This is a genomic window from Vibrio sp. V43_P6S15P86, from assembly GCF_009904725.1.
Lineage (GTDB): Bacteria > Pseudomonadota > Gammaproteobacteria > Enterobacterales > Vibrionaceae > Vibrio > Vibrio diabolicus.
The window spans coordinates 1-9255 of record NZ_WXWT01000173.1 but is presented as its reverse complement, the minus strand read 5'-3'; the positions used below and the strand labels follow the sequence as shown (position 1 = coordinate 9255).

The 9255-nt window shown below is 45.7% G+C and carries 10 protein-coding genes; 4 read left to right on the top strand and 6 right to left on the bottom strand.

The window, feature by feature from the left end; translation table 11 throughout:
- The first annotated feature begins 191 nt into the window (after positions 1-191).
- From CAG69_RS07705 to phaC, 4 genes are all read left to right on the top strand, one after another.
- Positions 192-932, top strand: coding sequence for an SDR family oxidoreductase (locus CAG69_RS07705; protein WP_161443540.1), 741 nt, complete (start codon positions 192-194; stop codon positions 930-932).
- Positions 933-944: 12 nt separating this feature from the next.
- The gene (locus CAG69_RS07700) at positions 945-2153 is read left to right on the top strand and encodes an acetyl-CoA C-acetyltransferase (RefSeq protein ID WP_161443542.1); all 1209 of its coding nucleotides are present in this window, start codon (positions 945-947) and stop codon (positions 2151-2153) included.
- A 44-nt stretch (positions 2154-2197) separates the two neighbouring features.
- The gene (locus tag CAG69_RS07695; RefSeq protein WP_005398278.1) at positions 2198-2545 is read left to right on the top strand and encodes a phasin family protein; all 348 of its coding nucleotides are present in this window, start codon (positions 2198-2200) and stop codon (positions 2543-2545) included.
- An 80-nt stretch (positions 2546-2625) separates the two neighbouring features.
- Complete coding sequence (gene phaC / locus CAG69_RS07690; protein ID WP_161443538.1) at positions 2626-4401, top strand: class I poly(R)-hydroxyalkanoic acid synthase; 1776 nt, start codon at positions 2626-2628, stop codon at positions 4399-4401.
- A 203-nt stretch (positions 4402-4604) separates the two neighbouring features.
- Here phaC and CAG69_RS07685 read toward each other — a convergent pair whose 3' ends face one another.
- The 6 genes from CAG69_RS07685 to napF all read right to left on the bottom strand — a co-directional run bounded on the left by CAG69_RS07685 (position 4605) and on the right by napF (position 9219).
- Positions 4605-4739, bottom strand: a complete 135-nt coding sequence (locus CAG69_RS07685) for a TIGR02808 family protein (protein ID WP_005373546.1) — start codon at positions 4737-4739, stop codon at positions 4605-4607.
- A gap of 11 nt (positions 4740-4750) precedes the next feature.
- Entirely contained in the window at positions 4751-5329 is a 579-nt protein-coding gene (locus CAG69_RS07680) for a NapC/NirT family cytochrome c (RefSeq protein ID WP_005398274.1), read from the bottom strand.
- 28 nt (positions 5330-5357) lie between these two features.
- Positions 5358-5813 (bottom strand): nitrate reductase cytochrome c-type subunit, encoded by a 456-nt coding sequence (locus tag CAG69_RS07675; protein WP_031780699.1) that lies wholly within the window; start codon positions 5811-5813, stop codon positions 5358-5360.
- Positions 5814-5891: 78 nt separating this feature from the next.
- The gene (napA, locus tag CAG69_RS07670; RefSeq protein ID WP_161443536.1) at positions 5892-8381 is read right to left on the bottom strand and encodes a periplasmic nitrate reductase subunit alpha; all 2490 of its coding nucleotides are present in this window, start codon (positions 8379-8381) and stop codon (positions 5892-5894) included.
- A complete protein-coding gene (locus CAG69_RS07665; protein WP_005373535.1) occupies positions 8378-8686 on the bottom strand; it encodes a chaperone NapD in 309 nt (102 codons plus the stop codon). Before CAG69_RS07665 ends, napA begins: the two co-directional genes overlap by 4 nt.
- A 47-nt stretch (positions 8687-8733) precedes the next feature.
- Positions 8734-9219 carry a ferredoxin-type protein NapF gene (gene napF / locus CAG69_RS07660; RefSeq protein WP_005373529.1) on the bottom strand — a complete coding sequence of 162 codons (486 nt, stop codon included), beginning with the start codon at positions 9217-9219 and terminating at the stop codon, positions 8734-8736.
- Positions 9220-9255 lie beyond the last annotated feature (36 nt).

Here is a 9255-nt window from a genome sequence, read left to right as displayed (position 1 = left end):
AATGAGATCCAAATCAATCTTATGCAAATGGATTAGTTTTTTATTTGAAATGTAATATTTCTGGTTTAACTTAAAATAAAAGGTATCACAGGATTGATAGCCAAAAGAATAAATAAACACGTCAGTTGGTGATTTATTTCATCAGTGTATTTAGTTTGCTTTTTTAAATGCCGTTAAGAATGGAGTCTTCGATGAAGAAAGTCGCTTTGATCACCGGATCAAAAGGCGGAATTGGTTCTGCTATTTCCTCTCAATTAGTGAATGATGGTTACCGTGTAATCGCTACGTATTTCACAGGCAACTATGAATGTGCGTTGGAGTGGTTCAACAGTAAAGGGTTTACCAAAGATCAGGTTCGCCTTTTTGAGTTGGACGTAACAAACACTGCAGACTGTGCAGAAAAGTTAGCGCAATTGCTTGAGGAAGAAGGAACCATTGATGTCGTTATCAACAACGCAGGTATCACACGTGATGGCGTGTTTAAAAAGATGACGGCGCAAGCTTGGAATGACGTCATTAATACCAACCTCAATAGTCTATTCAACGTTACGCAACCTCTGTTCGCTGCGATGTGCGAAAAAGGCGGTGGTCGTGTCATTAACATCTCCTCAGTCAATGGCTTAAAAGGGCAGTTTGGTCAAGCAAACTACTCGGCGGCGAAAGCTGGGATGATAGGTTTCTCTAAAGCGTTGGCGTATGAAGGTGCTCGTTCGGGTGTGACAGTAAATGTTATTGCGCCAGGTTACACTGGTACACCAATGGTTGAGCAAATGAAGCCAGAAGTGTTGGAATCCATCACGAACCAAATCCCAATGAAACGCCTTGCGACACCAGAAGAAATTGCAGCATCAGTGAGCTTCTTGGTCAGCGATGCCGGCGCCTATATCACCGGTGAGACTTTGTCGGTGAACGGCGGCCTATACATGCACTAAGGAGATAAGATGATGGAAAAAGTATTTATCGTAGCGGCGAAGCGCACTCCAATTGGCGCTTTTGGTGGCAGCCTGAAAAATACCTCAGCTGGCGATCTGGCAGCAGTAGCGATTAAAGGCGCGTTAGAAGCAGCAAAGTTGGCTGGCGACAAGGTTGATGAGGTGATTGTTGGCAACGTTGTCGGCGCAGGCCAAGGCATGGGGGTTGGCCGCCAAGCCGCATTGTTTGCTGGGATTCCTGAATCTGTTCCTGCATACGGCGTAAACATGGTTTGCGGCAGTGGCATGAAAACCGTCATGGATGCGGTTTCACATATCCGTAGTGGCGATACAGAGATTGTTGTTGCAGCAGGTGTCGAGGTCATGTCTCAGATTCCGTTTGCCGCGCCAAGTAGTATTCGTGATGGCAACAAAATGGGCAACCTAGAGCTGAAAGACCTGCTCGTAGCAGACGGTTTAACCGACGTTTATAACCAATATCACATGGGTGTGACGGCAGAAAACGTTGCAAAAGAAATCGGCCTAACCCGTCAACAGCAAGACGAGTATGCGCTGTCTAGCCAACAGAAAGCGGTGGCGGCAATCGAAGCGGGCAAATTCAAAGACGAAATTGTGCCCGTAGAAGTAAAGCAACGCCGTGAAACGGTGCTATTCGATACCGACGAATACCCAAAGGCTAATGCGACCATGGAAGCGTTAAGCAAGCTGCGCCCTGCTTTTGACCGTGAAGGCACTGTGACTGCGGGGAATGCATCAGGTATTAACGATGGTGCGAGTGCAATTATCGTCGCGTCTGAGAGCGCAGTTAAAGCACATGGACTCACGCCTATTGCTGAGATCGTAAGCTATGCGCAATCGGGACTTGATCCGAAAATCATGGGTCTAGGTCCAGTGGAGTCAGTCAATAAAGCATTAGCAAAAGCGGAATTAACGGTAAACGACATTGACGTTTACGAGTTAAACGAAGCATTTGCTGCGCAAGCACTTGGCGTGATTCATCAGTTGGCGGAAACCAACCAAGTTCCCGTTAACGCGATTCAAGATAAAGCGAACTTTAATGGTGGTGCTATCGCGCTAGGTCACCCACTTGGTGCATCGGGCAACCGAATCTTAGTGACGCTTGTTCACGAGCTTCATAAGCAAAATGGTCAATATGGTGTCGCATCACTTTGTGTGGGCGGCGGCATGGGGACGGCTGTGGTTATAAAAGCAGTTAAGTAATTATTTAAACGGACATTTTTAATTCTTTCTCTAGGAGATAAACCATGTACACAGATTTCTTCAAAACCTTTAGCGATCAAACTGAAAAAAATCTAGAACCTTACTTGAAGTTCAACAAGCTAGTGACAAAAAACGTAGAAGTGTTGACTGAGCTTCAACTTAACGCAATTCGTACTTACAGCGAAGTGGGTCTGAACCAAATGAAAGCGGCATCAGAAATCAAAGACGTAACGTCATTGACTGCTTTCAACAGCCAGCAACTAAGCGTTCTTACTAAGCTTTCTCAACAAATGATGGACGACAGCAACAAGCTTCAAGCTATTGCAAAAGAGTTCAAAGAAGACGTTGAGAAAATGACTTCGGAAAATCTAAAGACTGTTACTCCAGCGTAATTTGTCCGATTCTCGCCGCCTTAGGGTCTCTAGACCCTAATTTGGGCGGCGTTGTTTTTTCCGAATATAGGAGTAAGACTATGTTTCAGCACTTCTTTTCGGACTATCTTGTACAGCTTCAACAAACCAATCAACAGTGGTGGCATGATTTCGAAGTGAACAAGGCAGTCGTGAACTCTCCTTTTAATAAGGCCATGCAAGAAGTGAACTTGGAAGACACTGCCAAACTCTTCGAACAAGCTGTAAATCAACCTGCTGCGATCTTAAAACTGCAAGCAGAATGGTGGGAACAGCAGCTACAAATTTGGCAGAATGTCGCGTTGGCGGGTAACCAAAAACAGGTCATTGAAGCAGAAAAAGGGGACAAGCGTTTTTCTAATGAAGCGTGGCAAAATGAGGTGATGTATAGCTTCATTAAGCAATCCTACCTGTTATTCAGCAAGACTTATTTAGATACAATTGAGTCACTCGAAGGTTTGGATGAAAAATCTAAAGAGCGAATACTTTTCTTTTCTCGTCAAGCCATCAATGCACTTTCCCCTTCGAATTTCATCGCGACGAATCCAGAACTCTTGAAACTGACACTTGAGCAAAACGGTCAAAACCTTCTGGCTGGCTTAGAGCAGTTAAAAGAAGACGTTGAGTCCAGTGCGGACATTTTGAAAATTCGTATGACGAACAACAATGCGTTCCGCGTGGGTGATGACGTGGCGACCACTCCGGGTGATGTGGTTTTTCAAAACGAATTGTTTGAGTTGATTCAATATCGACCTCTAACAGAGAAAGTGAATGCGACGCCACTGCTCATCGTTCCGCCTTTCATTAATAAATACTACATCCTTGACTTAACAGCGAAGAACTCAATGGTTCGATGGTTGCTAGAGCAGGGACATAGCGTATTTATGATGTCTTGGCGCAACCCAGGCAAGGCACAAGCGCATGTAGAGTTTGGTGACTATGTGACAGAAGGCGTCGTCAAAGCCGTCGCCGCAATTGAAGATATAACGGGCCAAGAGCAAATCAACGCGGCTGGTTACTGTATCGGTGGTACGGTTCTGGCGAGCACGGTTGCGTACTATGCGGCAAAACGTATGAAGAAGCGTATTAAATCAGCGACTTTCTTCACCACATTGCTCGACTTTTCTCAGCCAGGCGAAGTTGGCGCGTACATCAATGACACCATTGTGAGTGCAATTGAGGCGCAAAACAACGCAAAAGGGTATATGGACGGTCGTTCATTAAGCGTCACATTCAGCTTACTGCGCGAAAACAGCTTGTACTGGAACTACTATGTCGACAACTACTTGAAGGGCAACAGCCCAGTCGATTTTGACTTGTTGTACTGGAACAGTGATAGCACCAACGTGAGTGCCGCCTCTCATAACTTCTTGCTTCGTGAACTCTATTTAGAGAACAAGTTGGTGCAAGACAAAGGCGTCAAAATTGGTGGGGTATGGATTGACCTAAATAAGATCAAAATTCCTAGCTATTTTGTATCAACGAAAGAAGACCATATTGCGTTATGGCAGGGAACTTATCGTGGTGCCCTGAACACTGGTGGCAACAAAACGTTTGTTCTTGGTGAGTCGGGTCATATTGCGGGTATCGTGAACCCTCCAGCGAAAAATAAGTATGGTTATTGGTTGAACGATACTTTGGATGATTCGGCTGACGAGTGGTTGAATAATGCCGAGCACAAAGAGGGGTCGTGGTGGACACATTGGAATGAATGGCTACTTCAATTCAATCCTAAAGAGCAAGTCGAACCATTCCCTATTGGTTCGGAAGACCACCCAGCAATCGATGAAGCTCCAGGGCAATACGTCAAGCAGGTTCTGCCAGTAAAAGAATCTTAAACAACTCCCTATAGCAGTAAATTTTAGCGACCTTTATGGTCGCTTTTTTTGGTCGTTACTGACTACTTTATTATACCGATTGAGTATATTTATCGGTTGAGGATATTTTGGGCCGAAAGTGACGGTGAATAAAAAAGCGCCGAGTAGATACTCAGCGCTTAGTGTCAACAAATAGGCAAGTTGACGGGTAGAGGTGCGTTACGTTACACCTCTTTATCCTTACCAAATGACAGCAGCCAGAGAGAGATTGCTGCTACTGCCACAAAGCCGGAAAGAATAATCACAGGCATGGCGCTATAGCCAAGGATATGCCAAATTACAGATTCTAAAGTACTCATGGGAAGTCTCCTTAGTGCCAGCCTTCAACGCCGCTCATGTCCGGTAGTTTGTGCGCGATGCCTTTGTGACAATCTACGCAGGTTTTCTCTCCAGAAGCTAGCGCAGTAGAGTGCTGCTCCGCTGCTCGTGAGCCTTGTTGAGAGTAATCCATGTAATCAAACTCGTGACAGTTACGACACTCAAGAGAGTCATTCTTTTTCATTCGCGCCCACTCTCGCTCAGCAAGGTGTCCTCGACGCTCTTGGAACTTCTCTGGTGTATCGATAGTACGTAGAACATAGTGAGCGAATAGCTCTTTGGATGCTTGTACTTTACGAACGATCTTATCTGTCCATTCATGAGGAACGTGACAGTCTGAGCAGATGGCACGAACACCAGAACGGTTAGAGTAGTGAATTGTTTCTTGAATTTCAGCAACGATTGGTGCGTGACAGCCAGAACAGAACTCTTCTGTGTTGGTTGCCTCCATACCTGTGTTGAATGCGCCCCAAAACAAAAGACCGCCAGCAAAACCTAAGAACAAAACCACACCAGCGGCAGCTTTACTTGGGTTCTTCAGTCTTTTCCAAAACGCTTTAAGTATTTTCATAAATAACCTCTTCGTACTCGCGTTTCAATTACTGAAGCGAATCAACTGCCTCGAACTTGTTTTCAACTAGTGGCTTAGCATTAGTTTGCGGCACGTGGCATTGCAAACAGAAGTAACGACGAGGAGACATATCTGCCAGTACCGCATCTTCTCGGTTTACATAGTGCGTTACGCTAATTTTAGTCGCGCCTGACTCTTTTGCATTTTTCCAGCTGTGGCACGCAAGACACTTGTTAGCATTTAACGATACTTCGTAGTGACGGATGCTGTGTGGGATCAACGGTGGTTGATAAACAAAGCTATCTTCAACAATCTGGTCTTTTGGGAAGTCTTTGAACTCATCTGCTGGGCGTGTGTCTTCCAATTGAGACATTCCACGTAGAGACTCTAGACCGCCAATACCACCTGGATTATCTAACTCAGCTTGCGCAATGCCTGTCACTAAAGCACCTACAGATAAAAGTGCGACAAGTAATTTTTTCATCATTTCATCTCCGCCTTTATGGCTTAAATTCTTTATTAGGCCGCCATAGTGACGGCCGTAGCATTCGGTATCTGAAGGTTAAGCAATCTTAGTGATTTTGACTGGGCACTTCTTAAAGTCTGTCTGTTTAGACAGTGGATCAGTCGCATCTAGGATAAGCTTGTTAATCAAAATACGTGCATCAAAGAACGGTACGAATACCAAGCCTTTTGGCGGACGGTTACGACCGCGAGTTTCAACACGAACGCGTACTTCACCGCGTTTGTTTGCCATGAGTACTTCTTCACCACGACGAACATTGCGTGCTTTTGCGTCTTCTGGGTGCATGTAACACACTGCGTCTGGTACTGCTTTGTATAATTCAGGTACACGACGAGTCATGGTGCCTGTGTGCCAATGTTCAAGAACACGACCAGTACATAACCACATATCAAATTCATCGTTCGGTACTTCTGGTGGCGCTTCGTATGGCGCGGAAATGATCTTCGCTTTGCCGTCAGCATTGCCGTAGAAGTCCCAACCAGAACCTTCTTTCGCGTATGGGTCTGAACCTTCTTTAAAGCGCCACTGTGTTTCCTTACCATCAACAACAGGCCAACGTAGACCACGTACTTGGTGGTAGCGGTCGTATGGAGCCAAATCATGCCCGTGACCACGGCCAAATGTTGCGTATTCCTCAAACAGACCTTTTTGAACATAGAAACCGAAGTGGTGAGCATCGTCATTCAGTTCACGAGCTTCTTCGATAGGGAATTTGTCGACGTTACCATTGCGGTAAAGTACGTCGTACATTGTTTTACCACGGTATTGAGGCGCTTTCGCTAGAAGCTCTTCAGGCCACACTTCTTCCATTTTGAAGCGTTTCGAGAACTCCATTAGTTGCCAAAGGTCCGATTTTGCTTGACCGACTGTGCCCACTTGTTGGTACCAAGCTTGGGTACGACGCTCTGCGTTACCGTAAGCACCTTCTTTTTCAATCCACATTGCGGTAGGAAGAATAAGGTCTGCTGCTTGTGCTGTTGCTGTCGGGTATGGGTCAGACACAACGATGAAGTTTTCTGGGTTGCGGTAACCTGGAAGACGTTCTGTGTTGATGTTTGGACCGGCTTGCATGTTGTTGTTACATTGAACCCAGTAACAGTTCAGAACGCCGTCATTCAGCATACGGTCTTGCAATACGGCGTGGAAGCCAGGTTTTGGTGGAATCGTACCTTCTGGCAGTTTCCAGATGTCTTCTGCAATCTTACGGTGTTTAGGGTTAGCAACCACCATATCCGCTGGTAGGCGGTGAGCAAACGTACCAACCTCACGAGCGGTACCACATGCTGATGGTTGGCCCGTTAGTGAGAATGGGCTGTTCCCCGGAGTCGAGATCTTACCGGTTAGTAGGTGGATGTTGTAAACCAAGTTATTCATCCATACACCACGAGTATGCTGGTTCATACCCATCGTCCATAGAGACATCACTTTCGTGTTTGGATCCGCGTATTGCTTCGCAAGCTCGATAAGCTTCTCTTTCTCAACACCAGAGATTTCAGATGCTTTCTCTACTGTGTATGGCGCTACTGATTTCTTGTACTCTTCGAATGAGATAGAAGTGAGTTTGCCAGAGTTCGGGTTCTTCGCTGCTTTTTGTAGCGGATCGTCGTCACGTAGACCGTAGCCGATGTCAGTCTCTGCTTGAGTGAAGTTCGTGTGTTTGTTCACGAAGTCCCAGTTTACTGCATCGTTTTCGATGATGTAGTTTGCGATGAAGTTAGCAATTGCAAGGTCAGACTGAGGATTGAAAATGTAGCCGTGGTCAGCCAACTCAAATGAACGATGGTAGTAAGTAGAAAGCACGTTCACTTTAACGTGAGGGTGGCTTAGGCGGCGGTCAGTAATGCGAGTCCATAGAACAGGGTGCATCTCTGCCATGTTTGAGCCCCAAAGAACGAAAGCGTCTGCGTTCTCGAAGTCATCGTAACAACCCATTGGCTCATCGATACCGAATGCGCGCATGAAACCTACAACGGCAGAAGCCATACAGTGACGAGCGTTTGGATCAATGTTGTTTGATCGGAAGCCTGCTTTCATTAACTTTGACGCAGCGTAGCCTTCCATTACTGTCCATTGGCCTGAGCCAAACATACCTACGCTTGTTGGGCCTTTTTTCTCGAGGGAAGCTTTCCATTTCTCAGCCATGATGTCGAAAGCGTCATCCCAAGAGATAGGTGTAAATTCACCATCTTTGTGGAATTTGCCATCTTTCATTCGTAGCATCGGTTGAGTTAGACGGTCTTGACCGTACATGATCTTAGAAAGGAAGTAACCTTTGATACAGTTCAGACCTTTGTTTACTGGTGCTTCTGGGTCACCCTGTGTTGCTACCACTTTGCCGTTTTGAGTGCCAACAAGAACAGAACAGCCTGTACCACAGAAACGACAAGGTGCTTTGTCCCATGTGATTTTGGTTTGATCAGAGCTTGCAATCAGGTTGGCTGCAGATGCTGGTAGTGTCACACCTGCGACAGCAGCAGCTGATGCAGCCGCGTTTGCTTTCACAAACGCACGTCTTGTCATTTTCATACTTCACCCTCGATTTGGGAATGTTGTGTTCCAGTGTCTTCTTCATCCGTTTCTTCAAGCCCAGTTTCGATTTGGTGATAAACCAATACCGTGCTTAAGACGTTCGGTAAATTGTTAATGGCATCGATAGTGTCTGTGATAAAACCTTGGTTCTCAGTTTCAAGTACGACGATAATCTTGCCTTCAGGACTGTCACCATAGATTTCCGCATTTTCGTGTGCTTCTATCTTTTGTTTGATTTCGTCCAAATGTTCCGGCAGCACATGTACTACCAAACTTGAAATATGCACTTCATTTAGTGACATATAGCTCTCTCATTTATTTTTATTGCCTTTGGCCGACGACATTCGGCTTAGGCTGTTGTATTGCTCACATTGATGGATGAAGTCGGGCACACTGAAACACAGGCGCCGCAGCCGTTACACTCATCAAGGTCTAAATTGGGTTGTGCTACTTTCCCCAGTTCTAATTTGAACTGAATTGCCATCGGGTCGCACATATCCCCACAACTTCGGCATTCGACATTTTGTTTTGCTAAGCAGTTATCGTTGATACTTGCTTTTGCTTGCCAAGGTTGTTCTGTTTCTGGCAAGAAAAGGGGCTCAGGACAGGCGTTTGCACATTGATAGCAAAATGTGCATTCATCGATGGAAAAATCGACCGAGGGGAATCCGCCATCACTTTTGGTTATAATCTTTGTTTCACAGGCCTCAATGCATTTACCGCAGCGAGTGCAATCGTCCGTAAACTGTTGCGGTTTAGTTAACCAAGGCAAACGTACGGCGTTGTCGGGGTGCGCTTTTCTTGCAAAGAGTCTTCTTCTGGAAAGGTCTACCACTTAGTCACCTCGAAACTTGGAACCCAAACTAAGCAT

Excerpts from the sequence above, each read along its gene's own strand:
- CAG69_RS07700 (WP_161443542.1), top strand. The coding sequence starts at position 945 with ATGGAAAAAGTATTTATCGTAGCGGCGAAGCGCACTCCAATTGGCGCT.
- CAG69_RS07680 (WP_005398274.1), bottom strand. The coding sequence starts at position 5,329 with ATGAAAATACTTAAAGCGTTTTGGAAAAGACTGAAGAACCCAAGTAAA.
- CAG69_RS07705 (WP_161443540.1), top strand. The coding sequence starts at position 192 with ATGAAGAAAGTCGCTTTGATCACCGGATCAAAAGGCGGAATTGGTTCT.
- CAG69_RS07695 (WP_005398278.1), top strand. The coding sequence starts at position 2,198 with ATGTACACAGATTTCTTCAAAACCTTTAGCGATCAAACTGAAAAAAAT.
- CAG69_RS07665 (WP_005373535.1), bottom strand. The coding sequence starts at position 8,686 with ATGTCACTAAATGAAGTGCATATTTCAAGTTTGGTAGTACATGTGCTG.
- CAG69_RS07685 (WP_005373546.1), bottom strand. The coding sequence starts at position 4,739 with ATGAGTACTTTAGAATCTGTAATTTGGCATATCCTTGGCTATAGCGCC.
- napA (WP_161443536.1), bottom strand. The coding sequence starts at position 8,381 with ATGAAAATGACAAGACGTGCGTTTGTGAAAGCAAACGCGGCTGCATCA.
- CAG69_RS07675 (WP_031780699.1), bottom strand. The coding sequence starts at position 5,813 with ATGAAAAAATTACTTGTCGCACTTTTATCTGTAGGTGCTTTAGTGACA.
- phaC (WP_161443538.1), top strand. The coding sequence starts at position 2,626 with ATGTTTCAGCACTTCTTTTCGGACTATCTTGTACAGCTTCAACAAACC.